This window comes from Serinicoccus kebangsaanensis (genome assembly GCF_008919445.1).
In the GTDB taxonomy this organism is placed as follows: domain Bacteria; phylum Actinomycetota; class Actinomycetes; order Actinomycetales; family Dermatophilaceae; genus Ornithinicoccus; species Ornithinicoccus kebangsaanensis.
This window is the reverse complement of the sequence record NZ_VSLG01000016.1, coordinates 34,515-60,451: the sequence shown is the minus strand read 5'-3', so window position 1 is coordinate 60,451 and position 25,937 is coordinate 34,515. Positions and strand designations below refer to the sequence as shown.

General features: G+C 72.5%; 23 protein-coding genes. 10 read left to right on the top strand and 13 right to left on the bottom strand.

Going from position 1 to position 25,937, the window contains the following annotated elements:
• Nucleotides 1–29: 29 nt before the first annotated feature.
• Nucleotides 30–1,181 carry a MalY/PatB family protein gene (locus FXF60_RS14510; protein ID WP_151526691.1) on the top strand — a complete coding sequence of 384 codons (1,152 nt, stop codon included), beginning with the start codon at nucleotides 30–32 and terminating at the stop codon, nucleotides 1,179–1,181.
• Nucleotides 1,182–1,267: 86 nt separating this feature from the next.
• Here FXF60_RS14510 and FXF60_RS14505 read toward each other — a convergent pair whose 3' ends face one another.
• Nucleotides 1,268–2,521 carry an MFS transporter gene (locus FXF60_RS14505; RefSeq protein WP_151526690.1) on the bottom strand — a complete coding sequence of 418 codons (1,254 nt, stop codon included), beginning with the start codon at nucleotides 2,519–2,521 and terminating at the stop codon, nucleotides 1,268–1,270.
• Nucleotides 2,522–2,563: 42 nt separating this feature from the next.
• Complete coding sequence (locus tag FXF60_RS14500; protein WP_151526689.1) at nucleotides 2,564–4,177, bottom strand: SLC13 family permease; 1,614 nt, start codon at nucleotides 4,175–4,177, stop codon at nucleotides 2,564–2,566.
• Between the two features lie 76 nt (nucleotides 4,178–4,253).
• On the opposite strand from FXF60_RS14500, the gene FXF60_RS14495 reads away from it, so the two are divergent.
• Nucleotides 4,254–5,288, top strand: a complete 1,035-nt coding sequence (locus FXF60_RS14495; protein ID WP_151526688.1) for a saccharopine dehydrogenase — start codon at nucleotides 4,254–4,256, stop codon at nucleotides 5,286–5,288.
• A 202-nt stretch (nucleotides 5,289–5,490) separates the two neighbouring features.
• Here FXF60_RS14495 and FXF60_RS14490 read toward each other — a convergent pair whose 3' ends face one another.
• The 3 genes from FXF60_RS14490 to FXF60_RS14480 form a co-directional block, all read right to left on the bottom strand.
• Nucleotides 5,491–6,063, bottom strand: a complete 573-nt coding sequence (locus tag FXF60_RS14490) for a LiaF domain-containing protein (protein WP_192796761.1) — start codon at nucleotides 6,061–6,063, stop codon at nucleotides 5,491–5,493.
• 405 nt (nucleotides 6,064–6,468) lie between these two features.
• Nucleotides 6,469–7,704: an acyl-CoA dehydrogenase family protein gene (locus FXF60_RS14485; RefSeq protein WP_238335874.1), complete on the bottom strand. Its 1,236-nt coding sequence runs from the start codon at nucleotides 7,702–7,704 to the stop codon at nucleotides 6,469–6,471.
• A gap of 65 nt (nucleotides 7,705–7,769) precedes the next feature.
• Entirely contained in the window at nucleotides 7,770–8,570 is an 801-nt protein-coding gene (locus tag FXF60_RS14480) for a PIG-L deacetylase family protein (RefSeq protein WP_151526686.1), read from the bottom strand.
• Between the two features lie 91 nt (nucleotides 8,571–8,661).
• On the opposite strand from FXF60_RS14480, the gene FXF60_RS14475 reads away from it, so the two are divergent.
• Nucleotides 8,662–9,354: a response regulator gene (locus tag FXF60_RS14475; protein ID WP_151526685.1), complete on the top strand. Its 693-nt coding sequence runs from the start codon at nucleotides 8,662–8,664 to the stop codon at nucleotides 9,352–9,354.
• A complete protein-coding gene (locus FXF60_RS14470) occupies nucleotides 9,351–12,209 on the top strand; it encodes a DUF4153 domain-containing protein (RefSeq protein ID WP_151526684.1) in 2,859 nt (952 codons plus the stop codon). Before FXF60_RS14475 ends, FXF60_RS14470 begins: the two co-directional genes overlap by 4 nt.
• Here the strand turns inward: FXF60_RS14470 and FXF60_RS14465 are convergent.
• A complete protein-coding gene (locus FXF60_RS14465) occupies nucleotides 12,199–13,935 on the bottom strand; it encodes an AMP-binding protein (RefSeq protein WP_151526683.1) in 1,737 nt (578 codons plus the stop codon). The genes FXF60_RS14470 and FXF60_RS14465 overlap by 11 nt on opposite strands.
• A gap of 106 nt (nucleotides 13,936–14,041) precedes the next feature.
• On the opposite strand from FXF60_RS14465, the gene FXF60_RS14460 reads away from it, so the two are divergent.
• Nucleotides 14,042–14,326, top strand: a complete 285-nt coding sequence (locus FXF60_RS14460; RefSeq protein ID WP_151526682.1) for a DUF3072 domain-containing protein — start codon at nucleotides 14,042–14,044, stop codon at nucleotides 14,324–14,326.
• An 18-nt stretch (nucleotides 14,327–14,344) separates the two neighbouring features.
• On the opposite strand, the gene FXF60_RS14455 is transcribed toward FXF60_RS14460, so the two are convergent.
• The 5 genes from FXF60_RS14455 to FXF60_RS14435 form a co-directional block, all read right to left on the bottom strand.
• A complete protein-coding gene (locus FXF60_RS14455; RefSeq protein WP_192796760.1) occupies nucleotides 14,345–15,253 on the bottom strand; it encodes a LysR substrate-binding domain-containing protein in 909 nt (302 codons plus the stop codon).
• A gap of 357 nt (nucleotides 15,254–15,610) precedes the next feature.
• The gene (locus FXF60_RS14450; RefSeq protein WP_202879650.1) at nucleotides 15,611–16,324 is read right to left on the bottom strand and encodes a matrixin family metalloprotease; all 714 of its coding nucleotides are present in this window, start codon (nucleotides 16,322–16,324) and stop codon (nucleotides 15,611–15,613) included.
• A 124-nt stretch (nucleotides 16,325–16,448) separates the two neighbouring features.
• Nucleotides 16,449–17,087: a CE1759 family FMN reductase gene (locus tag FXF60_RS14445; protein WP_151526679.1), complete on the bottom strand. Its 639-nt coding sequence runs from the start codon at nucleotides 17,085–17,087 to the stop codon at nucleotides 16,449–16,451.
• A gap of 31 nt (nucleotides 17,088–17,118) precedes the next feature.
• A complete protein-coding gene (locus tag FXF60_RS14440) occupies nucleotides 17,119–18,276 on the bottom strand; it encodes an LLM class flavin-dependent oxidoreductase (protein WP_151526719.1) in 1,158 nt (385 codons plus the stop codon).
• A gap of 70 nt (nucleotides 18,277–18,346) precedes the next feature.
• A complete protein-coding gene (locus FXF60_RS14435) occupies nucleotides 18,347–19,159 on the bottom strand; it encodes an SDR family NAD(P)-dependent oxidoreductase (protein WP_151526678.1) in 813 nt (270 codons plus the stop codon).
• Between the two features lie 109 nt (nucleotides 19,160–19,268).
• Here FXF60_RS14435 and fucP point away from each other — a divergent pair, with 109 nt between their 5' ends.
• Genes fucP through FXF60_RS14420 form a run of 3 tightly spaced genes read left to right on the top strand, consistent with a single transcriptional unit; the run spans nucleotide 19,269 to nucleotide 22,634 of the window.
• Nucleotides 19,269–20,609: an L-fucose:H+ symporter permease gene (gene fucP / locus FXF60_RS14430; protein ID WP_151526677.1), complete on the top strand. Its 1,341-nt coding sequence runs from the start codon at nucleotides 19,269–19,271 to the stop codon at nucleotides 20,607–20,609.
• Nucleotides 20,603–21,604, top strand: coding sequence for a substrate-binding domain-containing protein (locus FXF60_RS14425; RefSeq protein ID WP_151526676.1), 1,002 nt, complete (start codon nucleotides 20,603–20,605; stop codon nucleotides 21,602–21,604). The genes fucP and FXF60_RS14425 overlap by 7 nt, the downstream gene beginning before the upstream one ends.
• Nucleotides 21,605–21,614: 10 nt before the next feature.
• Nucleotides 21,615–22,634: a serine hydrolase domain-containing protein gene (locus FXF60_RS14420; protein WP_151526675.1), complete on the top strand. Its 1,020-nt coding sequence runs from the start codon at nucleotides 21,615–21,617 to the stop codon at nucleotides 22,632–22,634.
• Nucleotides 22,635–22,636: 2 nt separating this feature from the next.
• Here FXF60_RS14420 and FXF60_RS16960 read toward each other — a convergent pair whose 3' ends face one another.
• Nucleotides 22,637–22,759, bottom strand: coding sequence for a hypothetical protein (locus FXF60_RS16960; protein WP_302849034.1), 123 nt, complete (start codon nucleotides 22,757–22,759; stop codon nucleotides 22,637–22,639).
• Nucleotides 22,760–22,836: 77 nt separating this feature from the next.
• Between FXF60_RS16960 and FXF60_RS14415 the strand changes: the two genes are divergently transcribed.
• On the top strand, nucleotides 22,837–23,769 hold the full coding sequence (locus tag FXF60_RS14415; protein ID WP_151526674.1) for a LysR substrate-binding domain-containing protein: 933 nt from the start codon (nucleotides 22,837–22,839) through the stop codon (nucleotides 23,767–23,769).
• Between the two features lie 169 nt (nucleotides 23,770–23,938).
• Complete coding sequence (locus FXF60_RS14410) at nucleotides 23,939–24,934, top strand: hypothetical protein (RefSeq protein WP_151526673.1); 996 nt, start codon at nucleotides 23,939–23,941, stop codon at nucleotides 24,932–24,934.
• Nucleotides 24,935–24,958: 24 nt separating this feature from the next.
• Here FXF60_RS14410 and FXF60_RS14405 read toward each other — a convergent pair whose 3' ends face one another.
• The gene (locus FXF60_RS14405) at nucleotides 24,959–25,882 is read right to left on the bottom strand and encodes a cation diffusion facilitator family transporter (RefSeq protein ID WP_151526672.1); all 924 of its coding nucleotides are present in this window, start codon (nucleotides 25,880–25,882) and stop codon (nucleotides 24,959–24,961) included.
• Nucleotides 25,883–25,937 lie beyond the last annotated feature (55 nt).

Genomic DNA, 25,937 nt, shown 5'->3' with positions numbered 1-25,937 from the left:
AGTGTCCGGCGTAGGGCAGGCTTGCGTCCATGACCCCTCCTTTCGACCTGTCCCTGGAGCAGATGCGCACCCACCGCAGCGCCAAGTGGAGCCGCGTGCCCGAGGACGTGCTGCCCGCCTGGACCGCGGAGATGGACGTCCGGACCGCACCGGCGATCTCGGCCGCGCTGCACACCGCGATCGAGCGCTGCGACTTCGGGTATGCCGGGGAGCCCACCCCGGTCATCGACGCCTTCGCCGGCTACGCGCGCGACGTCTGGGGCTGGGAGACGCAGGGGACCCCGGGGCGGACCCGCCTCTTCGCGGACGTCGGTCAGGGCGTCAAGGAGACCATCCGGGCCATGACCTCGCCCGGCGACCGGGTGATCCTCAACCCGCCGGTGTACCTGTCCTTCTACCCCTGGTTGCGCGACCTGCGGGTGGAGCCGCTGGAGGTGCCGATGCTGGACATCGCCGGCGGGGGACGGCTGGACCTGGACGGTATGCGTGGTGCGCTCGCCAGCGGCGCCAGGGTGGTGCTGCTGTGCAGCCCGCACAACCCGCTCGGCTACGTCTACTCCCGGGAGGAGCTGGCCGCCCTCGCCGAGCTGGCCGCCGAGCACGACGCCGTCGTCATCTCGGACGAGATCCACGCCCCGCTGGTGCACCCGGGCAGCCCGCGCCCGTTCGTGCCGTTCCTGACGGTGAGCGACACCGCGCGCCAGGTCGGCATCGCCCTGCACGCACCGTCGAAGGCGTGGAACGTCGCCGGGCTCAAGCTGGCCCTCGGTGTCACCGCGGTGGAGGGGCGGTGGCCCGCGCTGCAGTCCGAGACGGACTGGGCGCCCAGCATCCTGGGGCAGTATGCCGCCGTCGCCGCCTACACCGACTGCCGCGAGTGGCTCTCCGGCACGGTGACGGAGATCGAGGCGCGCACCCAGGCGCTGCCCGCCCTCCTGGACGAGCACCTGCCGGAGGTGCGCTTCCGCCCCGGCCACGCGTCATACCTCGCCTGGCTGGACTGCCGCGAGCTCGGGCTCGGGGACGACCCGGCGCAGGCCTTCCTGGAGCGTGGCCGGGTGCTGCTCTCGCCCGGGCCGGCCTTCGGCGCGACCGGGGCCGGCTTCGCCCGGCTCAACATCGGCACCAGCGAGGAGCTGGTGACCGAGGCGGTGCGACGGATGGCGTCGGCACTGGCCTGACCGGCCGACGACACGCCCGTCGAGAACGGCTCAGGCACGCACGTGCGTCGCTGGGCCGTCCGGCACCGGCGTGCCACCGGGACCGCTCACGCGTCGCGCGGAGGGGTGACCTTGCTCCGGGCGTAGGTGAACGGCTCCCGGGGCGGTCGGGCCAGCAGGTCCGCGGTGAACAGCCGACGGGACAGCAGGATGAGGATCCCGGCGACGGCGAAGCACCCTGCCGCCACCGCCCAGGTGGCCGGGAAGCCGGCCGCGGCCGAGAGGCCACCGAGGGTGGCCGGCCCCAGCGCCCCACCGGCGAAGGCCCCCGCCTGGATCGCCGCCGACGCCTGTGCTGGGTTGTCCCTGCCGAGCCGGGCGACGGCATACAGCAGCAGGCCGGGCCAGGACCACCCGATGCTGAAGGCCAGCAGTCCGAAGACCCACACCGCCCACGGCGCGGCGATCATCAGCCCGAGGCAGCCCACCGCACCCACCCACATCTGGGTGGCGACGACCGGGAGGTTCGCGCCGTGCCGGTGGTCGGCGCGCCAGCCGGAGAAGACCCGGACCGCGATCGACCCGCCCGAGCCGAGCGCCATGAGGATCCCGGTCTGGGCGGGGCTGAGCCCCACCTCGAAGCCCCACGAGGCGGCGAAGGCACCCACGTAGTTCGCGGCGGCACTGGCGAGGGTGATCGCGAGCGCCGCGAGCAGCAGCGGGAGCGTCGGCGGCGACTCCAGCAGGTCAGGTCCGGCGGGCGAGGGCGCACGCCGTCCGCGACGACGCCCCCGCACGAGCAGACCCACCGCGGACACCATGACGCACACCCCGAGCCCGGCGGTGATGACGAAGGTGGACCGCCAGCCCCACAGCGCCCCGGTGGTCGGCACGGCCAGGCCGCCGAGCATGATCGCCAGCGGCACGGCGGACTGTTTGACGCCGAAGCCCAGCCCCCGGCGACCCGGCGGCAGGGTGCGGGCCATCAGCGAGTTGGCGGTCGCCTGGCAGGCCGCGTTGCCCAGGCCGAGCACCACCATGACCGCCATCAACGACCACCAGCCGGAGGCGAGCAGGCTCATCGCCAGCCCGCCGCCGGTCACCAGCCCGCCGGCCAGGAGCAGCAGCCGACCGCGGCCGAGGCGGTCGACCACGGTGGAGGTGGACAGGGTGGCCACCGCCGCCGTCGCGAAGAACAGGCTGACCGCCACCCCGAAGGCACCCAGGCCGAAGCCCAGGTCGTCCCGGATCTCCACCGCCTGCGCCCCCAGCAGGAAGGGCGGGATGGCGCCGAGCGTGGTGACGGCCGAGGCGACCGCCATCACCAGCGCGGAGCGGCCACGGCGCGGAGCGGGGGCCATGCTGCCCCCTTCCGGTGGTGTGGCGCAGACCCGACGTCGCCGCTAGAGCACCAACCCCAGGGCGAACGGCCCGATGAGGACGGTGAAGAGGGTGATGAGGACCACCCCGACGACGTTCAGGACGATTCCACCACGGGCCATCTCCTGGATCTTCACCGCCCCGGTGCCGAAGACGATGGCGTTCGGCGGGGTGCCGACCGGGAGCATGAAGGCGCAGGTGGCCGCGAGCGCCGCCGGGATGAGCAGGGTCATCGGGTCCACCCCGATGCCGACCGCCACACCGCCGAGCACAGGGATGAAGGTCGCCGCGGTCGCGGTGTTGCTGGTGACCTCGGTCAGGAACAGCACGATGGTGACGACGGCCGCCAGCAGCAGCACGATCGGCAGGGTCCCCAGGCCGGTCACCTGCTGGCCGAACCACTCGTCCAGCCCGGTGCCCGCCACGGCCGCGGCCAGGCTGAGCCCACCACCGAAGAGGAGCAGCACGCCCCAGGGCAGGCCCTCCTCCGCGTCGTCCCACTCCAGCGTCATCCGGCCCTGCCGGTCCCCGGGGATGAGGAAGAGCACCAGGCCGGCGCCGATGGCGATGGCGGTGTCGTCGAGCTCGCCCAGCCAGGGCAGCGACTCGCCCAGGGCCGGGATGTTGGACAGCAGGCCAGGCACGATCCAGAGGAAGGCGGCACCGCAGAAGACGGCGAGCACGACCTTCTCCCCCTGGCTCATCGGGCCGAGCTCGTCGATCTCGCTGTCGATGAGCTGGCGCCCGCCCGGGATCTCCTCCAGCTTGAAGCGGAACATCAGCCGGGTGATGAGGAACCAGGCGATCCCGATGAAGACGACGACGATCGGGACGCCCAGCATCATCCAGGCGAGGAAGCCCACGTCCTCACCGACCTCGTCCGCAAGGTAGCCCGCGACGATCGCGTTGGGCGGGCTGCCGAGCAGGGTGCCCAGCCCGCCGATCGAGGCGGCCCAGGCGATCGACAGCACGAGTGCCACGCCGAAGATGCGGACGTCCGGGTCGCTCACGACGTCGCTGACCGCGCGCCCGGACGACACCTCCTGGGCGACGTCGCCGTCCCCAGCGGAGGCCCGGGAGGCCTGCTGGCTGTTCTCCACCACCAGCGCGAGCACCGAGATGGCGATCGGCAGCATCATCAGCGTGGTGGCGGTGTTCGACACCCACATGGAGAGGAAGGCGGTCGAGATCATCATCCCGAGGATGATCCGGCGGGGGTGCGTGCCGACCCGGCGCAGGGTGAGCAGCGCGATCCGCCGGTGCAGGTTCCACTTCTGCATCGCGATGGCGATGAGGAAGCCACCGAGGAAGAGGAAGACGATCGAGTTGGCGTAGGGCGCGGTGGCGTCGGCCACCCCGAGCCCGGTCAGCGGCGGGATCAGCACGATCGGCAGCAGCGAGGTCGCCGCCAGCGGGATCGCCTCGGTCATCCACCACACGGCCATGAGCACCGCGATCGCGGCGACGAAGCGCGCATCGTCAGACATGTCCGCCCCGCCGAGGAGCAGGTAGACCACGACCGCCAGGCCCAGCCCGCCGAGCCGGAAGGCCCAGGTGCGCCCGGCCGGACGCGGTGGCTCGCGGTCGCTCGGCTCGTAGTCGAACTCGCCTTGCTCGCGCACGATGTCGCCGCTCATGCTCCTGCCCCTTCACGTCGGTGTGATGGCTCAACCTAACCCAAGGGCAACCCGCGCGGGCGCATACGCTGGCCTCATGTCCAGACCGCACCTGTGGATCCGCGCCGAGGCACGCCCCGGCGAGCAGCGCGTCCCGATCGTCCCGGCCGACGCCGAGCGACTGGTCGCGGACGGGTATGTCGTCACCGTCGAGGAGTCCCCGAGCCGGGTCGTCGACCTCGAGGAGTACGTCGCCGCGGGGTGCTCCGTGGCTCCGTACGGGTCCTGGGTCGACGCGCCCGAGGGTGCCGTCGTGGTCGGGATCAAGGAGCTGCCGGAGGACCCGGCCGACCTCGCGCACACCCACGTCTTCTTCGCCCACGCCTACAAGGGTCAGGAGGGTGCCGGGCAGACGCTGGACCGGTTCCGCCGCGGCGGTGGCGAGCTGCTGGACGTCGAGTACCTCACGCTCGACGGCAAGCGGGTCGTCGCGTTCGGCTTCTGGGCGGGATATGTCGGCGCCGCCCTCGCCGTCCTGCGTCACCGCGGTCGACTCGACGGCGGTGTCGCGCCGATGGGGCGGGACGACCTCGACCGGCAGCTGCGGGAGAGCGCCGCGGGCCGGGAGCCGGAGCGTGCCCTGGTCATCGGCTCCCGGGGTCGGTCCGGCCGTGGTGCGGTCGAGGCGCTGGAGCTGGCGGGGTGCGCGGTCACCCGGTGGGACCGCGCCGACACCGTCGAGCTGGACAAGGACGCACTGCTGGACCACGACGTCCTGGTCAACTGCGTCGTGAGCAGCACCCCCCGCGAGCCCTTCGTCGGTCCGGCCGACGTGCCCGCGCCGCGTCGGCTGCGCACCATCGGCGACGTGACCTGCGACGTCACCTCCGACAACAACCTGCTGCCCGTCAACACCGCGATCACCACGTGGGAGGAGCCGGTGCGCGAGGTCGGGACGGCGCAGGCGCCGCTCGAGGTCATCGCGATCGACAACCTGCCCTCGCTGCTGCCGTTGGAGTCCTCGGTCAGCTTCTCCGCGGAGCTGACGCCGCTGCTGGAGGACCTGGCCGAGCGGCGCGGGCCCTGGGCTGCGAGCCTGGAGTGGTTCCGCCGGCACGTCCCCCGGGGCTGACCTTCCCCCCACCGAGCGTCGCCTGTGGTTGCCCTCAGGCCCACCGAGCGTCGGTCGTGGTTGCCCCCAGGCCCGCCGAGCGTCGCTCGTGGTTGCCGGCATACCCACCGCGGTGGGAAGGGGTCGTCAGGGCCGCACGAAGCCACCGCGGTGGGAAGGGGTCGCCAGGGCCGCACCAAGCCACCGCGGTGGCTCTCGGGTCTCAGCGCTTGCGGGTCCAGCGCCAGCCGCGCGGCGGCTTCGTGCCGTCGTCCGGCGGCATGGTGCGCACCGAGACGTCGCCGAGCAGGCTTGTGGCGTTGATCCGCACGCAGGCGCCGGTCTCGGGCGAAGTCTGGGCCTGCGGGTCCACGTCGTGACGCAGGTTGCCGAGCAGGGTGAACCCCGAGAGCTCGACCCTCGTCCCGGCGGGGACGGCGATCCGGATGTCGCCCATGCCGGTGAAGGACGAGAACTCCAGCGTCTCGCCGGGGCGGATCACCTCACGCAGGTCGAGCTTGACGTCACCGACGAGCAGCATCGTCGTGGTCCGCTCGGCGGCCTGCCACGCCCCCGTCCGCACGACGTCGCCCATCAGGGTGCCCAGGGACTGGGTCGGCGCACGCATCGGCGCTGGTGAGCTCGCCGATGGGGTGACGTGGTTGCCGCGCCACTGCGGCGGCAGCTCCTCGCGCGGGGCGGGCCGCTGACCAGGGACGGGTATGTCCGGTCGCCACTCGGGCGGCACGTCCGAGGGACCCTGGGCGGACGGGTCGGGGGCGGCTGGGTCGGGCATACCCGTCAGCGTAGCCATCCGAGCGGCCCAGCCTCTGTGACACGTGTCACCAGGCCGCAGAGCAACCACGCGCGACGCCCGGTCGGCCCGAGAGCAACCACACGCGACGCCCGGTCGGCCCGAGGACAACCACGAGCGACGCCCGGTGGGTCTGGGAGCAACCACACGCGACGCCCGGTGGGTCTGGGGGCAACCACGCGCGACGCCCGGTCGGCCCGATAACAACCACACGCGACGCCCGGTCAGCCCGAGAACAACCACGAGCGACGCCCGGTCGGCCCGAGAACAACCACACGCGACGCCCGGTCGGGCCGAGGACAACCACGAGCGACGCCCGGTCGGCCCGAGGACAACCACACGCGACGCCCGGTGGGTCTGGGGGCAACCACGAGCGACGCGCGGTGGTCAGCGGAACGCGCTCGCCCCTGTCACCGCGCGGCCGACGAGCAGCGACTGCACCGTCCGGCTGCCCTCGTAGGTGTAGACGGCCTCCAGGTCGGCGAAGTGGCGCGCGACGTGGTGGTCGAGCAGGATGCCGTTGCCGCCCAGCATGTCGCGGGCGATCCCCACGACCTCGCGGGCGGCGGTCGTCGCGTGCAGCTTGGCCATCGCGGCGTGCTCGATGGTGCAGCGGCCCTGCGCCTCGAGCTCGCTCATGCGGGTGCACATCAGCTGCATCGAGGTGATGAGGGTGACCATCCGGGCGAGGTCGTCCTGGATCAGCTGGTTCTTCGCCAGCGGCCGGCCGAACTGCTCCCGCCGCGACGCATAGGTCAGGGCGCCCTCGTAGGCCGCGACCGCGTGCCCGACCGCCTCCCACGCCACCGTCTGCCGCGACTTGGCCAGCACCTTGTTGGTGTCGGCGAAGGTGCGGGCCTGCGCCAGCCGCTGGTCCGCAGGCACCCGCACCCCGTCCAGCCGGATGTGCGCCTGCCAGACCCCACGGTTGCTGATCTTGCCCTCGATCACCTGGGCGTCCCACCCGTCGCGCTGCTGCGGCTGCTCGACCACGAAGCCGCCGACGTCGCCGGCCTCGTCCCGCGCCCAGACGACGACCAGGTCGGCGACCGACCCGTTGCCGATCCACCGCTTGGCCCCGTCCAGGACCCACTCGTCGCCGTCCCGCCGGGCGGTCGTCTCCAGGCTGACCACGTCGGAGCCGTGCGTGGGCTCGGTGAGGGCGACCGCGCCAACGGTCTCGACCCGCGCCATCGACGGCAGCCACCGCTCGCGCTGCTCCTCGCTGCCGAGCAGGTGGACCGAGGTCATCGCCAGCCCGGAGTGCACGGCGTTGAAGGTCGCGATCGACCCGTCGCCGCGCGCCAGCTCGGCGCACAGCATCCCCTCCGCCACGGGGGAGACCCCGGCGCAGCCGTAGCCCTGGATCGAGGCGCCCGCCACGCGGGTCGCGGCATACCCGGGCACCATCTCGGCCGGGAAGCGGGCCGCCTCCCACCACTCCTGCGCCGCCGGCACCACCTCGGCGTCGCACCAGGCGCGCACCGCGTCCCGGAGTTCGCGTTCGGTGTCGTCCAGCAGGTCGTCGAGGTGGAGGAAGTCGGTCCCCCGCGCGCGCCCTAGGTCGGCCCCGTCGGGGACCGCCCGGTCGGCCTCGGGCATCGGCTCTGGTGCCTCACTCATGGCTCGAGGGTATGCCGCCGGTCCGGGGCCGGCGATCTGCACCCTCGGCGTCCGGCGGGGTGGCCTTAGGGAGCCAGCGGGTGGGTGTGGGTCAGGCCCGGCTCCCGGCCCGGCTCGATGAACCACTCGTCGCCGAAGGCCGCCGCGAACTGCTCCTCGGGCATACCCAGCATCCAGCCGACGTCCTCCTGGCTGGCGTGCGCCGAGAGCGCGGCCCGCTTGGCCGCCAGCACCGGGCGGACGTCGACGTGCCAGTGGAGCTCCGCCTCGGGCGTGCCGACGGGGTTGCCGTCGTCGGCCGGAGCGTCCGGGTCCCAGTCGGCGTCCTCCTCGGCCATCCCGGCCTCCTTGGCCGCCTCGAACATGCGCCGCATGTGGTCGCGGTTCAGCGTCGCCTCCAGCTCGCGCGGGCGGCGGGCGGCCAGCTCGGCCGCGCGGTGGGCCACGTGGTGCACCTTGACGTGGTCCGGGTGGCCGTAACCCCCGTGCCAGTCGTAGCCCACGAGCACGTCGGCGTCCTCCTCGTCGAGGACCGCCGCGACCCGCCGCGCCGCCTCGTCCGTGTCGGACCCGTGGAAGGACTGCTCGTGACTGTTCTGCTCCCACCCGGTCATGCCGGAGTCGGCGTAGCCCAGCCAGGCCACGCGGGCGGTGCCGAGCGCGACCGCGGAGCCGTCGGCCTCGGTCCGGCGCCGGTCGACGACCGTCTCGCCCTCGCGCAGGTCGGTGGGGACGGTGCCGTGGTCGCCGTTGGTGGCGTAGACGCAGATCACCCGGTGCCCGGCGTCGGCCGCGAGGCGCATGGTGCCGCCGGTGCCGCTCGCCTCGTCGTCGGGGTGCGCGTGGAGGAAGACGATGGTGCTCACAGCGCACAACCTAGAGCCCGCCACCGACATTCACACAACCTCCACATCTGTCCAGCACCCCCTCCACCTGCACGGACCTACGCTCGAGACCATGACGCAGACGACGCGCACGGTGCTGGTGGTCGAGGACGACCCGACGATCAACCAGGCGCTGACCGACCGGTTCGCCGCCGAGGGGTTCACGGTCGTGCGGGCGGTCGACGGGCCCACAGCCCTCACCGAGGCGGCCCGGCACACCCCCGACGTGGTCGTCCTGGACCTCATGCTCCCCGGCCTGGACGGCCTGGAGGTCTGCCGCCGGCTCCAGGCCGAGCGGCCCGTCCCGATCCTCATGCTCACCGCGAAGACGGACGAGACCGACATCCTCGTGGGGCTCGCGGCGGGCGCCGACGACTACGTCACCAAGCCGTTCCGCATGCGCGAGGTGGTCGCACGGGTGCAGGCGCTGCTGCGCCGGGTCGAGCGCGCGGCAGAGCTGGCCGACTCGCGGCTCCCGGTGCTCACCGTCGGCGACCTGCGGATCGACTCCTCGGCCCGACGGGTCCGCGTCGCTGGGCGGGAGGTGCACCTGACGCCGCTGGAGTTCGACCTGCTCACCGCGCTGGCGGAGCGGCCGGGCGCGGTGCGGGGCCGGGAGGCGCTGATGACCGAGGTGTGGGGCTGGGCGGACGCCCACGGCACCCGCACCCTCGACAGCCACGTCAAGGCGTTGCGCGCCAAGATCGGCGCCGAGCGGGTGCGCACGGTGCACGGCGTCGGGTATGCCCTGGAGGCCGGCCGATGAGCCCGGCGCCGGAGCAGCCGCTGGACCAGGTCGGCTCGATCACCGTCAAGATCGGTGTGCTCGTCACCCTCAGCATCCTCGCGGCGGTGGTGGTCTCCGAGGTGGGCGACCGGGCGGGCGTCTCGGCCTGGCTGACCATCCCGGTGTCGGTGGCCGCCGCGCTCTTCGTGACCCAGTGGCTGGCCCGCGGAATGACCTCGCCGCTGCGGCAGATGACCGTCGCCACCCGGCGGATGGCCGGTGGCGACTACTCCATCCGGGTCGCGGCGACCTCGAGCGACGAGGTCGGCCAGCTCGGCTCGGCCTTCAACACGATGTCCGCGGAGCTGGAGGGCGCGGACCGGCAGCGGCGCGAGCTGCTGGCCACGGTGTCGCACGAGCTGCGCACGCCCCTCGCCGCGCAGCGGGCGCTGCTGGAGAACCTCGTCGACGGCGTGGTGAGCTCGGACGACCGGGCGCTGCAGACCGCTCTCGACCAGTCGGAGCGGCTGAGCGCGCTGGTCCAGGACCTGCTCGACCTGAGCCGGGTGGAGGCAGGCGTCGCGGCCCTGGACCTGGAGCCGGTCCGGGTGGGCGACCTGCTCGCCCGGTGCGCCGACGAGGCCCGGGCCACGTCCGCGGCCGCCGGTCGCGGGGTGTCCGTGGAGGTGGCCGTCTCGCCCGAGGACCTGGAGGTGTCGGCCGACCGTGCCCGGCTGGCCCAGGTCGTCACCAACCTGCTCGACAACGCGCTCCGGCACAGCCCGGAGGGCGGGACCGTGCGGGTCGTCGCCGACGGCGCCGGCGGGGAGAGCTGGACCCTGGAGGTCGGCGACGAGGGCCCCGGCTTCCCTCCGGGGCGTAGCGAGCAGCTGTTCGCCCGCTTCGGCGTCGGTGACGACGCGAGCGGCGGCACCGGCCTCGGGCTGTCCATCGTCCGCTGGGTCTGCGAGCTGCACGGCGGCGCGGTGGCCGCGGTCGAGGACGCGGAGGCCAGCTCGCAGGACCAGGGCCTGGCGACGCCGTCCCCCGGCGCGGGGCATACCAGCGCTGCCGGAGCCGTGGTCCGCGCCGTGCTGCCCCGCTCCCCCGCCACCGCCCGAATTCGACCTCTCGAAACGTCGCCATGGCAGACAAACCAGCAGTCGAATTCCGGCAGCCCACGAATTCGACCTCTCGAAACGCCGCCATGGCAGACAAACGAGCAGTCGAATTCCGGCGACGCCCCCCGACCGACCCCCAAGCAGGCCCAGGAGAGCGCGATGACCACCGAGACCCCGCCCCCGCCCACCCCGGCGCAACCCAGCCCTCCGCCCACCCCGGCGCACCCCATCCCGGTGCCGACACCGTCGATCTTCGACACCCTCTTCGGTCGGTTCTGGCCCGAGCCGACCTCACGTCTGCGCACCGCCCCGGTCGCCCTGTGGGCGTCGATCGCGGTCGGGGCCGCCGCCGCGATCCTGCTGCCCTACCGCGGCATCGGCCTGAGCTACCTCGCGGTCCTGCTGCTGGGCGGCGCCCTGGTGCTGCACCTCAGCGCCCGACGGCGCGACCCGTGGACCGTCGTGTCGACCGTGCTGTGCCTGGGGCTGGCCAGCCTGCTGGTGCTGCGGGCCGCCGAGTGGCTCTCCGTCCTGGCCCTGCTCACCGCGGCCGTCCTGGTCACGACCGCCCTCACCGGCGCGCGCGGCCTGCCCGCCATGGTCGCCGGCGCGGCCTCCTGGGTGGCGAGCGGGCTGCGCGGCCTCCCGCTCCTCGGCCGCACCATCACGGCGACCTCACGGCATACCCTCCTCTGGCCGGTCCTGCGGACCGCCGCCATCTCCCTCGTCGCCCTGGTGATCTTCGGCGGCCTCTTCGCCTCCGGCGACGCGGTGGTCGGCGCCTGGGTGAGCGACCTGCTGCCCGACGTGAGCATCGCCGAGTCGCTGGTGCTGCGCAGCTTCACCTGGTTCGTCGTCGGGGGGATCGTGCTCGCCGGCTGCTATCTGGCGCTGAACCCGCCCCGGGTGGACCTCGTCGCGCTCCCGGAGCCCCGCCGGGTCACCCGCACCTGGGAGTGGCTGGTGCCCGTGGGTGTGGTCATCGCCACCTTCGTGGTCTTCCTCCTGGCGCAGGGGGCGGCGCTGTTCGGCGGCCACGACTATGTGCAGCGCACCACCGGCATGACGTATGCCGAGTCCGTGCACCAGGGTTTCGGCCAGCTCACCCTCGCGACCGCGCTCACCCTCGTCACCGTGGCGATCGCCAGCAGGCGGGCGCCGCAGGAGAGCGACCGGGAGCGGTTGCTGGTGCGCGCGGCGCTCGGTGCCCTGTGCGTGCTCACCCTCGTGGTGGTCGGCTCGGCGCTGTACCGGATGCACGTCTACCAGCAGGCCTACGGGTTCACCGTGCTGCGGGTCCTGGTCGACGCCTTCGAGCTGTGGCTCGGGCTGCTCATCGTGCTGGTGCTCGTCGCGGGCGTCCGGATGCGGGGGCGGTGGCTGCCGCGGGCGGCGCTCGCCTCCGGTGCCGCGATGCTGCTGGTCATCGGGCTGGGCAACCCCGAGGCGTGGGTCGCGCAGCGCAACATCGAGCGCTACGAGCGGACCGGTGAGCTGGACCTGGCCTATCTGCAGAGCCTCGGCGCCGACGCGGTGCCGACGATCCGGGCGGGGCTCGAGGGAGAGACCGTCCCGGGCCTGGCGGACGGCGACGACCTCGCCGACTGCGCGGTCGGGTGGGCCCCGGACGAGGAGCTCGCCGAGGACGCGCTGAGCTGGAACCTCGGTCGGGACCGGGCGGTCGCGGCCGGCCCGCAGAGCCTGACGCCCGTCGACGGCTACTCCTACCCGACCCTCGCGCTCGGCGACTGCCCGGTGGAGCTCAGCCCCTGAGGTCGGGGAAGTCGCTGTCCCGCCACTCGGTCTGCCCGGTCGGTGGTGGGGTCTGGGCCGACCCCGCCAGCTCCTCCTCGCGGGCGCGCAGCTCGACCCGGCGGATCTTGCCGCTGATCGTCTTCGGCAGCTCGTAGAACTCGACCCGCCGCACCCGTTGCCACGGCTGCAGGTGCTCGCGGGCGTGCGCCAGGATCGACCTCGCCGTGTCGGCGTCCGGCCGGTGGCCGTCGACCAGGGCGACGTAGGCCTTCGGCACGGCCAGGCGGACCTCGTCGGGCGCCGGGACGACGGCGGCCTCGGCGACGGCCGGGTGCTCGATGAGCACCGACTCCAGCTCGAACGGGCTGATCTTGTAGTCGCTGGCCTTGAACACGTCGTCGGTGCGGCCGACGTAGGTGATCATGCCGCGCTCGTCCCGCTCGGCGACGTCCCCGGTGTGGTAGAAACCGCCGGCCATCGCCTCGGCGTTGCGGCCGTCGTCGCCCTGGTAGCCGGTCATCAGCGCCACCGGCGACGCCGAGAGGTCCAGGCAGATCTCCCCTTCCCCGGCCCCGTCGACGACCTCGCCCCGCTCCGGGTCGACGAGCACCGTGGGGACGCCGGGCAGGGGCATACCCATCGACCCGGGCTTGACCCGACCACCCGGGCAGTTGCCGATCTGGGCGGTCGTCTCGGTCTGGCCGTAGCCGTCGCGCAGGGTCAGCCCCCACTGCCGCTGCACCTGCGCGATCACCTCCGGGTTGAGCGGCTCGCCGGCCCCGATGACCTCGCGCAGCGACCCCGGGCCGCCGGACAGGTCGGCGTTGATGAGCATCCGCCACACCGTGGGCGGGGCGCAGAAGGTCGTGACCCGGTGGCTGCGGATCACCGTCAGCAGCGCGGCCGGGTCGAACCGCGCGTAGTTGTAGACCAGGATCGTGGCCTCGGCGATCCACGGCGCGAAGAAGCAGCTCCACGCGTGCTTGGCCCAGCCCGGGGAGGAGATGTTGAGGTGCACGTCGCCGGGCCGCAGCCCCAGCCAGTAGGTCGTCGACAGGTGCCCCACCGGGTAGCTGACCTGGGTGTGCTCGACGAGCTTGGGCTTGTTGGTGGTGCCGGAGGTGAAGTAGAGCAGGAGCCGGTCGTCCGGCATGGTCCCTGGGTGCTCGACCTCGTTGACGTGCTCGCGGTATGCCGCGCGCAGGTCGGTCCACCCGTCCACCTCGCCGACGCTGACCCGGAGGTAGTCGCCCGGGACGTCGTCGAACTTGCCGGTGTCGGCCGCGTTGGCCACGACGGCGCGGGCCTCGCCACGCTCCAGCCGGTCGCGCAGGTCGGCCGCACCGGCAGCCGTGGTCGTGGGCATGATGACCGCGCCGAGCTTCATCACGCCGAGCATCGTGTCCCACAGCTCGACCTGGTTGCCGAGCATGACCATGACGCTGTCGCCCTTGCCGATCCCCTGGTGCGCGAGCATCGCGGCGACCTGGTCCGAGCGGGTGGCCACCTCGTCGTAGGTGAGCGAGGCCTCGCTGCCGTCCTCCTCGACGACGACCAGGGCGGGGGCGTCGTTGCCGCGCGCGACGGCGTCGAACCAGTCGACCGCCCAGTTGAAGCGCTCGCCGACGTCGGGGTAGCGGAACTCGGTGCGGGCGCGGTCGGGGTCGCCGTAGAGCTCGACGAGCTGGTCCCGCGCGGCACGGTAGGCCTGGGTCGCGGGCTGGTCGGTGGACGTCGTCGCCATGACCTCATGCCTACACCCGGCGGGGTATGCCTGTCAGCCGCAGGCCCGGACCCCGCCGGTAAGTCTTCGTCGCGACGGTGTCGGACCCGCGACCTACAGTCGGGCCATGACGAACCCCATGGACGACCAGACCCGGCCCGCCGGGCCGGAGGACGACGCGGAGATGCTGGGCGCTCCCAGCCCGCAGTCGCCGGACGAGCAGATCGAGCGCGACCCGGAGGACTGGGCGACCGGCGACGACCCGGCCACCGAGGCGCAGAAGTCCTACCTCGACCGGCTCGCCAGCGCCGCCGGCGAGCAGATCCCCGCCGAGGGGCTCACGAAGGCGCAGGCCTCCGAGCACATCGACCGGCTCCAGGAGCAGACCGGGATGCAGCCCCGCGACTCCTGACCCGTCGACCCACGGCGGTCAGGCGTGCTCCTCGGTCCAGACGCGCCGGACCTCCCGCATGACGGAGACGACGGCGGGGCGGCGCACGCTGGAGTCGCGGTGGACCAGCATGATGCGTCGGGTGGGCGGGTTCCGGACCGGGAAGCTCACCACCGTGTCCGGCAGCTCGGGGCGGCCCAGGCGCGGCATCAGCCCGATCCCGAGGCCGGCGGCGACGAGCGCGATCTTGCTGGGGTGGGTGTCCGCAGTGGCGGCGATCCGGTAGTCCAGGCTGCGCTCGTGCAGGGCCGTGAGCAGCCAGTCGCTGAAGACGCCCGGCGAGTCGTCGACCCAGTCGCGGCCGCCGCAGTCGCCGAGGTCGACCACCCCGTTGCGGCCGACCCGCAGGTCGTGGTCGTGCGGGGCGATGAGGTCCACCACGTCGTGGCCGAGCACGTGGGCAGTCAGGCCCCCGGGCAGGGCCTTGTGGTAGTCGGTCCAGTCGTGCACCACGGCCAGGTCCACCTCGCCGCGGCGCAGCGCGCCGAGCGAGCCCTCCGGGGTCAGCTCCCGCATGGTGATCCGCAGCAGCGGGTGCAGCGACCGCAGCACCGGGAGGGACGGCGCGAGCAGGCCGACGATCCCGGTCGGGAAGGAGGAGAGCACCAGCGGCCCGGCCACGTCGCTGGTGAGGTGCTCCAGCTCGGCCCGGGCGGCCTCGTCCAGCTGCTCGAGCTGGGAGGCCAGCTGGACCAGCACCTCGGCCGCATCCGTGGGGACGACGTTGCGCCCTCGCCGCACCAGCACGGGCTGCCCGGCCTCCTTCTGCAGCCGGGTCAGCTGCTGGCTCACGGCCGACGCGGTGAGGCCGAGCCGGTCCGCCGCGGCGAGCACCGTGCCCTCCTCGACGACCGCCTTGAGACTCACCAGCTGCTCGGGGGAAAACATACACATGATCTTACAGGTATCTGTAAGAAATGTTCGCTTGTGCTAACAGAAAAAGAGTGTCAGAGTAGTACCTGTCAGACCCCGACACGAAGAAAGGTGGCCATCATGACCGCTCTGTCCAAGGCTCTCCGCAGCAGCACCCACGTGATCCTCGAGATCGGTCGCTCCTGGCGCCCGATCGAGCACCTGCGCGGCTGACCCGACACGCACACGGAGCCGCCCCCGGACCTGGTCCGGGGGCGGCTTCGTGCATCCTGGCCGTCGTCGACCTCCCTGTGCCGACCTCGCGATTTCGACCTCTCGAATCGTCGCCATGGCGACGATTCGCGTAGTCGAATCCGAGGGGTCGAGCGCCCCTCACCCGCAGGTGGCCTCCTCCAGCGCGGCCAGGCCGGCCAGGTCCCCCTCGCCGAGCTCGTCCTGCCCCGAGTTCTCCGCCGCCATGAGCTGCACCGGATCCTGCGAGTGACCCAGCCCGAGGACGTGGATGAGCTCGTGCAGGATCACCGTCTCCTCGTCCAGGCCGCCCAGCCAGAACCCGGGCAGGTCGGTGTCCAGCACGACCATGCCGCCCACCGAGCGGGCCGCTCCCCCGGGCCCGATGACGTAGGCCGCACCTCCCAGCCCAGCGGTCGGACCGGTCAGCTCCGGCACCTCCGCCTCGTCGGCCCACCCCAGCAGGACCGGCCCGCGCCCCCGGCCCAGGAACTCGCGGTCATCGGTCTCGCCCGTCACCTCGAACGTGAAGCCGCTCACCTCGTTGAGCCGGCCGACGGCGCCGGCGACCAGGTCGGCATACCCGTCGGGCGCACCCTGCGGGTTCACCTCGATCTCGATGACCTCGTCACAGGGCCAGGTGATCGGTGACCCGTCGTCGGTCACCTGCATGAAGGTGTAGCCCTCGCCGCCGGAACCGGGCACGCCGTCCATCCGGTCCGGCGTGACGGTGCGCTGCACGTTGCCCAGGTCGAGGGTCGGCGAGAGGTAGACCATGAGGCCGATGACCAGCCCCAGGACGAGCAGCACGCTGAGCACGCTCGTGCATCCTCCGCCGCGTCGCTGACCGTTCACGCGCTCAGTGTGCCCCGCCGACCTGAGCGGACCCCGCGACGGGATCCGCCCGCACGAATTCGACCTCTCGAATGCTCGCCATGGCAGACAATCGAGAGGTCGAATTCGGTGGGCACGAGGATCGCTACTGGCCCAGGCTCGCCAGCAGGTCGGCGAAGTCGGTGGGCTCCTCGGCCCGGTCACGCCGGCGCGCCGCGGCCGGGGCGAAACCCTCGACCCCCGCCGAGACGACGGCGCCCGCCATCTCCTCCGCGGCCCGGGTGATCCGCCGCCCCAGCTCGGCCGATCCCGGCCCGCCGAAGTCGTCGGTGGCTGCGAAGACGCCGCTCGGCACGACCGCCGCCCGCAGGTAGCTGAAGAGCGGACGCAGCGCGTGGTCGAGGACGAGCTGGTGCCGCGCCGTGCCCGCCGTCGCGGCGACCAGCACCGGCGTCCCGGCGATCGACTCCGGCTCGAGCACGTCCACGAACATCTTGAAGAGCCCGGAGTAGCTGGCCGCGAAGACCGGGGTCACCGCGATCAGCGCGTCGGCGCCGGCCACGGTCTCCCGCGCGCGCTCGACGGCGGGCGTGGGCATACCTCCCGTGGTCATCGTGGTGGCCAGGTCGTGGGCCAGCTCGCGCAGCTCGATCACCTCGACCTGCGCCGACTCGCCCCGCGCGCCGATCTGGGCGGTCACGGCGTCGGCGAGGCGGTCGGCGAGCAGCCGGGTGGAGCTCGGCTGGGAGAGGCCGGCGGTGAGGACGACGATGCGTCGGGTCATGACGTGCTCCTTGAGGTATGCCGGGTGCGGGTCAGCCGGACACCGTGGCCGGGTCGCCGCTCGGGGTGGCGACGTCGGCCTTCGCCGCCGGTGCCACCAGGTGGTGCGGCGCGTCGGGGCCGGCCGCCACGAGCGAGCGGTGGGTGGGCGGGTCGCTCGGGACGTGCGCAGGGCGGCGCGCCTCGAACTCGCGGCGCAGCACCGGCACGACCTCGCGGCCGAGGATCTCGATCTGCTCCAGGACGACGTCGGTCGGCAGGCCGGCGTGGTCCATGAGGAACAGCTGCCGCTGGTAGTCACCCACGGCGTCGGCGAACCCGAGGGTCCGCTCGATGACCATCTCGGGCGTGCCCACGGTCAGCGGGGTCATCCGGGTGAAGTCCTCCAGGCTCGGCCCGTGGCCGTAGACGGGCGCCTCGTCGAAGTAGGGCCGGAACGCCCGCTTCGCCTCCGCCTCCGAGCCGGCCATGAAGACCTGGCCGCCGAGGCCGACGACCGCCTGGTCGGCGCCCCCGTGACCGTAGTGCTCGAAGCGGCGCCGGTAGAGGTTCACCATCTGGGCGGTGTGGCCCATGTCCCAGAAGATGTTGTTGTGGAAGAAGCCGTCGCCGTAGTAGGCCGCCTGCTCGGCGATCTCGGTGGACCGGATCGACCCGTGCCAGACGAACGGCGGGGTGCCGTCCAGCGGCCGCGGCGTCGAGGTGAAGCCCTGCAGCGGGGTGCGGAACTTCCCCTGCCAGTCGACGACGTCCTCCCGCCACAGCCGGCGCAGCAGGTGGTAGTTCTCCACCGCGAGCGGGATGCCCTGGCGGATGTCCTTGCCGAACCACGGGTAGACGGGGCCGGTGTTGCCGCGGCCCATCATCAGGTCCACCCGCCCACCGGAGAGGTGCTGCAGGAAGGCGTAGTCCTCGGCGATCCGGACCGGGTCGGTCGTGGTGATCAGCGTGGTCGACGTGGACAGCAGCAGGTCCTGCGTCTGCGCCGCGATCCAGGCCAGGTGGGTCGTGGGCGCGGAGGGCACGAACGGCGGGTTGTGGTGCTCCCCGGTCGCGAAGACGTCGAGCCCGACCTCCTCGGCCTTCAGGGCATACGCCGTCATCGCGCTGATGCGCTCCCCCTCGGTCGGGGTCCGTCCGGTCGTGGGGTCCGGCGTGACGTCGCCGACGCTGAAGATCCCGAACTGCATCTGACTCACCCTCCACAGGTTGTTGACGAATCAACTATATAACGCGTGGGGGGCTGTTGTATTCCGGGGCTCAGCCGAGCAGGTCGCCCATCCGCCGGGCGATGAGGTCGGTGGCCCGCTGCGGGGCGACCCGGGAGAGCCGGTCCAGCATGGCGGCGTCGGAGCCGACGGTGACGCGGTACCTGCCCTTGACGACCGCCTCGTCGACGATGATCCGGGCGGCCCTGGCCGGGGGCAGCGTCCGGTGCGCACCCGACTCCGCGCGCTCCTGGCCCCCGCCGCCGGGCGAGGCGACCCCGGAGTTGGTCGTGATGTCGGTCCCGATCGCTCCCGGGAAGACCACGCTGACCGCGACCGCGGTGCCGCGCAGCTCGGCATACAGGCCCTCGGTCAGCAGCCGGACGGCGGCCTTGCTCGCGCCGTAGATCGTCTGCCCCGGGACGGGGACGAACCCGCCCATGCTGGACACGTTGACCAGGCACGCCTCGGGGCGCTCGACGAGGTGCGGCAGGCAGGCCTGCGCGGTGTGGATGGTGCCCCACAGGTTGACGTCGAGCACCCTGCGCATCGCCTCCCCGGACAGCTCCATGAAGGGGACGAACTCCTGGATGATCCCCGCGACGTTGAGCAGCCCGTCGAGGTGACCGTGGTGCGCGATCACCTCGCCCGGCAACGCCTGGACGGCGTCCCGGTCGGTGATGTCGACGGTATGCACGGACACCCGGTCGCCGGCGCCGGCCAGCCGGGCGGTCTCCTGGAGGGACTCCTCGCGCACGTCCACGGCCGCGACCCGCGCCTCCCGCCGCAGCAGCTCGAGGGCGATCTCGCGTCCGATGCCGTTGCCGGCGCCGGTCACGACGAAGGTCTGGTGGGAGATCTGCACGGGCGCTCCGCTCGTCGTGGGCTGGTGCCCGCCAGGGTAGTGCGCGAGGCCCGCGTGGGTTACTGTCACCCCAGGGACTGCTTGACGTCACGTCAGGAGGGGAGTTCGGATGGCAACGGTGCCGGCCGAGACGGACGCCGACCAGCGCAGCGCACCGCTGGTGGCGCAACACCTGCGCGTCCCCTTCATCCTGCTCGTCCTGTGCTTCGCCGCCTGGGGCATGGCGGCCAACCTCACCGACATCCTCGTCGGCGTCTTCCGCGGCATCTTCAGCATGTCGAACTTCCAGTCCTCGCTGGTCCAGTTCGCCTACTACGGCGCCTACTTCCTGCTGGCGATCCCCGCCGCCTTCATCAACTCCCGCTTCGGCTTCAAGGCAGGCGTCCTGGTCGGGCTCGGGCTGGCCGCCCTCGGCGGCTTCCTCTTCATCCCCGCCAGCCAGCTCCTGGCCTACAACATGTTCCTGCTGGCGCTCTTCGTGCTCGCCGCGGGCCTGTCCATCCTGGAGACCTCGGCGAACCCCTTCGTCATCGCCATGGGCGACGAGGCGAGCTCCACCCAGCGGCTCAACCTGGCCCAGTCGTTCAACCCCGTCGGCGCCAACCTCGGCGTGCTCATGGGTGCCGTGCTCATCCTCCCCAACCTCACGCCGGAGGAGAGCAAGACCATCATGAGCGAGGCTGAGCTGGTCGCCAGCCAGGAGGCCGACCTCCTGCTGGTGCTGCGGCCCTACCTCGTCATCGCGGCGATCCTGGTCGCGATCTGGCTGCTCATCGCCTTCCGCAAGATGCAGCTGCCGAGCCAGCCCGAGGCCGTGGACCTGACCGAGGGCGGCGGTGGCACGCTGGCCCGGCTGTGGGCCAACCGGCACTACCGCTACGGCGTGCTCGCCCAGTTCTTCAACGTCGCCGCCCAGACCTGCACCTGGACCTTCACCATCCTCTACGCCCAGGACGTCGCCGGGACCTCCTCCGCCGCCGCGGGGTGGTGGCTGCAGGCGAGCCTGCTCATCTTCCTCGTCTCGCGCTTCGTCATGACCTGGCTGCTCGGGATCGTGCGCCCGGCGCTGCTGCTGCTCGTCATGGCGCTCTTCGGGGTGGCCTGCTGCCTCACCTCGATGTTCGTCCTCAACGTCGTCGGGCTGATCGCCGTCGTGGCGATCTCCGCGGCCCTGTCCCTGATGTTCCCGACGATCTACGGCCTGGCCCTGCAGGGGCTCGGGCCGGACGCGAAGTTCGGCTCGGCCGGCCTCGTCATGGCGATCCTCGGTGGCGCGCTCGTGCCGATGATCCATGCGGCGGTGATGGACAGCGCCGGCTCGGCGGCGGGCTACGTCGTCCCGGGGGTATGCCTGGCCCTGGTCGCCGCGTACGCGGTCTTCGACCTGCGCACCGACCGTCCCGACGCGGCACCGGCACCGGCGCCCGAGGTGGGTGCACAGGAATGGTGAGGCGCGGGAGGGTGCATACCCTGCTGGCGGCGACCCTGGTCGCCGGGGCGGCGCTCGCGGGCTGCACGCAGGAGGATCAGGAGCCGGTCACCGTCGGGCTCATCACCAAGCAGGAGGAGAACCCGTACTGGGTCGAGATGCGCGAGGTGGCGCAGGACACGGCCGCCGACCTCGACGTCGAGCTGCTCACCGCGACCGGCGAGAGCGACACCGACGTGGCCTCGCAGGAGAGGGCGCTCGAGGAGATGGTGGCCGAGGGGGCGGACGGCATCCTCATCGCGCCGACGGACGCCGAGGCGCTCAGCGCCGCGATCACCCGCGCACAGGAGGCCGGGGTGCTGGTGATAGCGGTCGACACGCCGACGGACCCGCCGGAGGCGGTGGATGCCACCTTCGCGACCGACAACGAGCGGGCCGGCGAGCTCATCGGGCGGTATGCCGCGGCGAAGGCTGCCGAGCTCGGGCTGGAGCCCCGGATCGCGACTCTGGACCTGACGCCGGGAGTCAGCACCGGGGAGCAGCGGCATGCGGGCTTCCTCAGCGGTTTCGGCATCGAGGAGGGCGACGCGGCGATCGTCGCGTCGGTGGACACGGAGGGGGATCGCGACAAAGCCGCGGTCGCGATGACCCAGGTGCTCGCCGAGCACCCGGACGTCAACGTGGTCTACACGGTGAACGAACCCGCGGCGCTCGGGGCGCTCGCCGCGCTCGAGGACGCCGGGGCCGACATGGATCAGATCGTCATGGTGTCGGTCGACGGAGGCTGCCGCACGATGCGCGAGGGCGTCCGGCCCGGGCTCATCGACGCCACCGCGTCGCAGTACCCGCAGAACATGGCCCGGGAGGGCGTCGAGGCGATCGCCGACGCGGTGCGTGAGGGCGACCAACCCACGGGATACCTCGACACCGGCACCGAGCTGATCAGCGACGACCCGGTGGAGGGTGTCGAGTCCCGCCGGGTGGAGTTCGGCGTCCGGACCTGCTGGGGCTCCTAGGGCGACCCCGATGCTCACGCTGGACCCGTCCGCGCTGGACGCCGCAGCCTCCCGACAGGCGTTCTCCGGACTCGTGACGGTCGACGTCGAGGACCGGCGCGTCCTGGAGCGCTGCTACGGCTTCGCGCACCGCGCCCACGAGGTCCCGGTGACACCGGGCACGCGGTTCGCCCTCGCCAGCGGGAGCAAGGCGTTCACGGCGCTCGCGGTCCTGCGGCTGGTCGAGGACGGCGCGCTACGCCTCGACCAGCGGGTGCGGGAGGTGCTCGGTGCCGACCTGCCGCTCGTGGACGACGCAGTCACGATCGAGCACCTGCTGACCCACACCTCGGGGATCGGCGACTACCTGGACGAGGAGGCGGGGTGGGAGGTGGACGACTACGTGCTGTCGGCGCCGGTGCATACCCTCACGACCGCCGAGGCCTTCCTGCCGATGCTCGACGGGCTCCCCCAGGCCTTCGCCCCCGGCGCCCGGTTCGCCTACTGCAACGGTGGCTACATGGTGCTCGCCGTCGTGGTCGAGCGCCTCACGCGGGCGACCTTCCAGGAGGCCGTGCGCCGGTCCGTCCTCGCGCCGGCCGAGCTGCACGAGACCGACTACCTGCGCCTGGACGACCTGCCCGCCGCGGCCGCGACCGGGTATCTCAACGAGAGCGGCGACCGCGTCAACACGCTGCACCTCCCGGTGCTGGGCAACGGTGACGGCGGAGCGTTCAGCACGGCCGCTGACCTGCACCGCTTCTGGCGCGCGCTCCACGCCGGCCGGATCGTCTCAGCCGACACGGTCACGACGATGACCCGGCCGCGCCACGTCGTCCCGGACGAGGGCATGCGCTACGGGGCGGGCGTGTGGCTGCACGCGACCAGGACCGCGACGATCCTCGAGGGCTACGACGCGGGCGTGTCCATGCGCTCGACGCACCTCCCGGGGACGTCCACCACGGTGAGCGTCCTGGGCAACACCTCAGAGGGTGCCTGGCCGGTGATCTCCGCCGTCGCCGAGGCGATCGACGAGGACCCGACCGGCTGAGGTCAGCGGAGGGTGCGCTGGGTCGTGGTCGGCCAGGCGACCACGGCGGCGCTGCGCGTCGCGGGGAAGGAACGGATGTCGTGCTCGGAGCGGCCGACCATGAGGGAGAGCAGGAACTTCGTCATGAAGCCTACGGTCCGGCATACGGACTCATACGTCCAATGTCTAGCCACAGTCTTACCCATGCATTAGCGTCATAGGTATGGACGTGGCCACCCTGCGCTGGTTCCAGCTCGTCGCGGACGGCGTAACGGTGACCGAGGTGAGCGACATCGAGATGGTGTCCCAGCCGGCGGTGTCGCGGGCGCTCGCGCGGCTGGAGCGCGAGGTCGGGACCCCGCTGCTGCGCCGCGAGGGGCGGGTCCTGCGGATGACCCACGCCGGCACCGTCTTCAAGCGTCATGTGGACGCCGTGCTGCACCAGCTGGACGACGGTCTCGCGGCGGTCCACCAGCTGCTCGACCCCGAGACCGGCACCGTGACCGTCGCCTTCCAGCCCTCGCTGGGCACCTGGCTGGTCCCCGACCTGGTGACCAGCTTTCGCCGCGCGCACCCGGAGGTCCGGCTCGACCTGCGGACCAAGGAGGACGAGACCGTCACCGCCCTGGGGCCGCACAGCACGGTCGACCTCGAGCTCTCGACCCTGCGTCCTCGCGTCGGCGACGACCAGCCTCGGTGGCGGGCTCTCGTCGCCGAGCCGATGCGGCTCCTGGTCGGGCCGGACCACCGCCTGGTGGGCACCCCGGAGGTGGCCCTCGGCGACGTCGCCCACGACGACTTCGTGATGATGGTCCCGACCTCGGTGCTGCGCAAGCACACCGAGCAGCTGTGCCGCGAGGCCGGCTTCACCCCCAGCATCTCCTTCGTGGCCGCCGACCTGCCCACCCTGCGGGGCTACGTCGCGGCCGGGCTCGGCGTCGCCGTCGCCCCCACGCGCTGGGGCGGGTCGGTGGCGGCGCCGGTGGCCGGGCTGCACGTCCTGGCCCTGGCGGACCGCACGGCGACCCGGGACGTCGGCCTGTCCTGGGCGCCGCAGCGGCGGCTGCTGCCCGCCGCGGAGCTCTTCCGCCGGCACGTGCTGGACCGCGCGGAGGCCGGGTTGCTGCCCACCCCGGTGCCGCCGACGGAGGGGTGAGCACGGGCATACCTGTGCCGTCATCTGTGACGTCTCTGCCGCTCTGGCGACCGATGTGTCACAGGAGAGTGCCCGAGCGTGGGCGCGGTTTAGCGGCACCGTCGTCGTCAGCCTCATCACCTGTGGACAACTTCTGCGCTCCGCGGCGGGAGTCGGGCAGGGTGGCGACATGCTCGACGACGCCGAATCGCTCCCGTTCTCCTGGTCGACCTCGGCGCTACGCCTGCTGCGCTCCGGCCCGGCCGATCCTGAGTGGTTGGCGCGCTGTCTCGCCAACGAGCTGGGCGACGCCCGGATCACGGCGCAGCGCGTGTGCGCCGCGATCGACAGCTCGACGCTCCTCGTGGGCCGGCCCGACGGTCTGGCCTGCCGATTCCTCGATCTGCTCGAGGGTCAGACCCTGACCCATCGGGTCACCGCCTCCACCACCGACCGACGCGACCTGTGGACGGATCTGTCGCTGCTGCCCTTCCAGGTGTGCGCCGAGGGCGAGCCGCTCCCGCTGGCGGGGGGTGGCGAGGTCACACGTGGGACCTTCGCACACGACGCGCTGGTCGGGCCCGAGGGCTGGCTGCCCGACGTGCCGCGGGGAGGCCTGATCGCGCTGACCTGGGAGGACGGTGCGCTCAGGATCAGTGCCTGCCCCGATTCTGGAGTTCCGGTGGCCCGGGACGCCGAGGTGCGTGGCATCGTCGGGCGGCACGTCCGTGAGCAGAGGTGGTGGTCGGGCTGGGGCTCGGAGGACGAGCTAGACCGTCGCCCCGAGCTGGCTCGGGCGCTGGCTCACGCGCTGCTCGAGGATCCGCAATTGTTCACCGACCCGGTAGGACCGCTGGACGAGGTGTTGCACGGCATCCTGGCTGAGTACTCACGCCAGCACTTGGTCGAGGACACTGCAGCCTGGGAGGCGGGCGAGGTGGTGTCCTTCTCCGTGGCAGGGATGCCCGAGGCCCTCTACGGTGAGCTCAGCCGTCGGGCCACGAAGTTCGGCATGTCCTTCGATCGTTTCGTGGTGGCGACGCTGGGCCACACCGCCTGGCGCACACCGTTCGCCGAGAATCTCGGGCCCTGGGAGGACTGGACTCCCCGAGAACCGCAGGCGTCTGCGCCGCCGACAGTCCTGCGACCCGTACCCACGCCGACGGACCACGACTCCACGGGGTGAGCGCGGGCATACCTCCGGCGACCCTCAGGGGTGGTGGCTGTGCTCGTGCTCGGTATGCCGCGGCGGCTCCAGCTGGAAGGTCGAGTGGTCCACGCTCACGTCGAAGTGGTCGGCCACGCAGGCCTGCAGGGCGTCCAGCATCTGCGGCGCGTGCCCGTCGCGGAAGCATCCCTCCTCGACGACCACGTGGGCCGTGAGCACCGGGGTCCCCGTCCCGATCCGGGAGGCGTGCAGGTCGTGCACGTCGACGACATGGTCGACCTCGAGGATGTGGTCGCGGACCTCGGCGAGGTCCAGCCCCGGCGGCACCGACTCCAGCAGCACGCTCCCGGCCTCACGCAGGATGCTGACGGCGCGCGGGATGATGAGCAGCGCGATGAGCAGGCCCGCGATGGCGTCCGCCTTCACCCAGCCCTGCGTCTGGATGAGCACGGCGGAGACGATCACCGCGACCGACCCGAGCGCGTCGGCGACCACCTCGAGGAAGGCGGCGCGCAGGTTGAGGTTGCTGTCCCGGCCGCCGGCCAGGATGAGCATCGCGACGATGTTGCCCAGCAGGCCGACGACGCCGAAGACGAGCAGCAGGCCACCGGTGACCTCCCCGGGCTCGCTGCTCAGCAGTCGCTGGACGCCCTCGACGATCGCGTAGATCCCCACCCCCAGGAGCACCGTGGCCTGGGCTCCCGCCCCCAGCACCTCGGCGCGGGCGAAGCCCCAGGTGCGTCGCTCGCTCGGCGGCCGCGCCATCAGCCGGGCAGCGGTGAGGGCGATGAGCAGCCCACCCGCGTCGGTGAGCATGTGCCCGGCGTCCACGAGGAGAGCCAGGCTGCCCGTGATGATGGCACCCACCACCTCGGCGACGAGGATGACGGCGGTGACGAGGAAGGCGAGCAGCAACCGCGTGCTGCTCGCCCCGGCAGCGTGGTCGTGACGGTGCTCGGCACTCATGCGCGCCAGTATGGCACAGCGAAGGCATACCCCCTAGAGGTATATGTCGGCCGGC

Bases quoted from the DNA above. Each gene is read 5' to 3' on its own strand.
- FXF60_RS14510 (WP_151526691.1), top strand. From the start codon at position 30: ATGACCCCTCCTTTCGACCTGTCCCTGGAGCAGATGCGCACCCACCGC.
- FXF60_RS14505 (WP_151526690.1), bottom strand. From the start codon at position 2,521: ATGGCCCCCGCTCCGCGCCGTGGCCGCTCCGCGCTGGTGATGGCGGTC.
- FXF60_RS14500 (WP_151526689.1), bottom strand. From the start codon at position 4,177: ATGAGCGGCGACATCGTGCGCGAGCAAGGCGAGTTCGACTACGAGCCG.
- FXF60_RS14495 (WP_151526688.1), top strand. From the start codon at position 4,254: ATGTCCAGACCGCACCTGTGGATCCGCGCCGAGGCACGCCCCGGCGAG.
- FXF60_RS14490 (WP_192796761.1), bottom strand. From the start codon at position 6,063: ATGCCCGACCCAGCCGCCCCCGACCCGTCCGCCCAGGGTCCCTCGGAC.
- FXF60_RS14485 (WP_238335874.1), bottom strand. From the start codon at position 7,704: ATGAGTGAGGCACCAGAGCCGATGCCCGAGGCCGACCGGGCGGTCCCC.
- FXF60_RS14475 (WP_151526685.1), top strand. From the start codon at position 8,662: ATGACGCAGACGACGCGCACGGTGCTGGTGGTCGAGGACGACCCGACG.
- FXF60_RS14470 (WP_151526684.1), top strand. From the start codon at position 9,351: ATGAGCCCGGCGCCGGAGCAGCCGCTGGACCAGGTCGGCTCGATCACC.
- FXF60_RS14465 (WP_151526683.1), bottom strand. From the start codon at position 13,935: ATGGCGACGACGTCCACCGACCAGCCCGCGACCCAGGCCTACCGTGCC.
- FXF60_RS14460 (WP_151526682.1), top strand. From the start codon at position 14,042: ATGACGAACCCCATGGACGACCAGACCCGGCCCGCCGGGCCGGAGGAC.
- FXF60_RS14455 (WP_192796760.1), bottom strand. From the start codon at position 15,253: ATGTTTTCCCCCGAGCAGCTGGTGAGTCTCAAGGCGGTCGTCGAGGAG.
- FXF60_RS14445 (WP_151526679.1), bottom strand. From the start codon at position 17,087: ATGACCCGACGCATCGTCGTCCTCACCGCCGGCCTCTCCCAGCCGAGC.
- FXF60_RS14440 (WP_151526719.1), bottom strand. From the start codon at position 18,276: ATGCAGTTCGGGATCTTCAGCGTCGGCGACGTCACGCCGGACCCCACG.
- fucP (WP_151526677.1), top strand. From the start codon at position 19,269: ATGGCAACGGTGCCGGCCGAGACGGACGCCGACCAGCGCAGCGCACCG.
- FXF60_RS14425 (WP_151526676.1), top strand. From the start codon at position 20,603: ATGGTGAGGCGCGGGAGGGTGCATACCCTGCTGGCGGCGACCCTGGTC.
- FXF60_RS14420 (WP_151526675.1), top strand. From the start codon at position 21,615: ATGCTCACGCTGGACCCGTCCGCGCTGGACGCCGCAGCCTCCCGACAG.
- FXF60_RS16960 (WP_302849034.1), bottom strand. From the start codon at position 22,759: ATGACGAAGTTCCTGCTCTCCCTCATGGTCGGCCGCTCCGAGCACGAC.
- FXF60_RS14415 (WP_151526674.1), top strand. From the start codon at position 22,837: ATGGACGTGGCCACCCTGCGCTGGTTCCAGCTCGTCGCGGACGGCGTA.
- FXF60_RS14410 (WP_151526673.1), top strand. From the start codon at position 23,939: ATGCTCGACGACGCCGAATCGCTCCCGTTCTCCTGGTCGACCTCGGCG.
- FXF60_RS14405 (WP_151526672.1), bottom strand. From the start codon at position 25,882: ATGAGTGCCGAGCACCGTCACGACCACGCTGCCGGGGCGAGCAGCACG.